This is a genomic window from Formivibrio sp. oc-25 (assembly GCF_055810895.1).
The window spans coordinates 1,006-1,301 of the sequence record NZ_JBVVOL010000015.1 but is presented as its reverse complement, the minus strand read 5'-3'; the positions used below and the strand labels follow the sequence as shown (position 1 = coordinate 1,301).

1 pseudogene is annotated in these 296 nt (G+C 63.5%); it reads left to right on the top strand.

Going from position 1 to position 296, the window contains the following annotated elements:
- A pseudogene (locus AC0KVQ_RS10945) lies at positions 1–296 on the top strand (galactokinase); the annotation flags it as partial.

The window sequence follows — 296 nt, the reverse complement described above, 5'->3', positions numbered from 1 at the left end:
GCTTGAAACCCGCCCGGTCGCCATGCCCGATGATCTGGCAGTGCTGATCGTCAATTCCAATATCCAGCGCGGGCTGGTCGGCAGCGAATACAACACACGCCGCCAGCAATGCGAAGCGGCTGCACACCACTTCAATGTCCCGGCACTGCGCGATGTCGATCTGGCCACGCTCAATGCCGAATGCAACCGGCTGGACCCGGTGGTGGCCCGCCGTGCGCGCCATATCATCACCGACAGCCAGCGTGCCATCGACCTTTCCGCCGCGCTGGAATGCGGCGACCGCAAGACGATCAGTC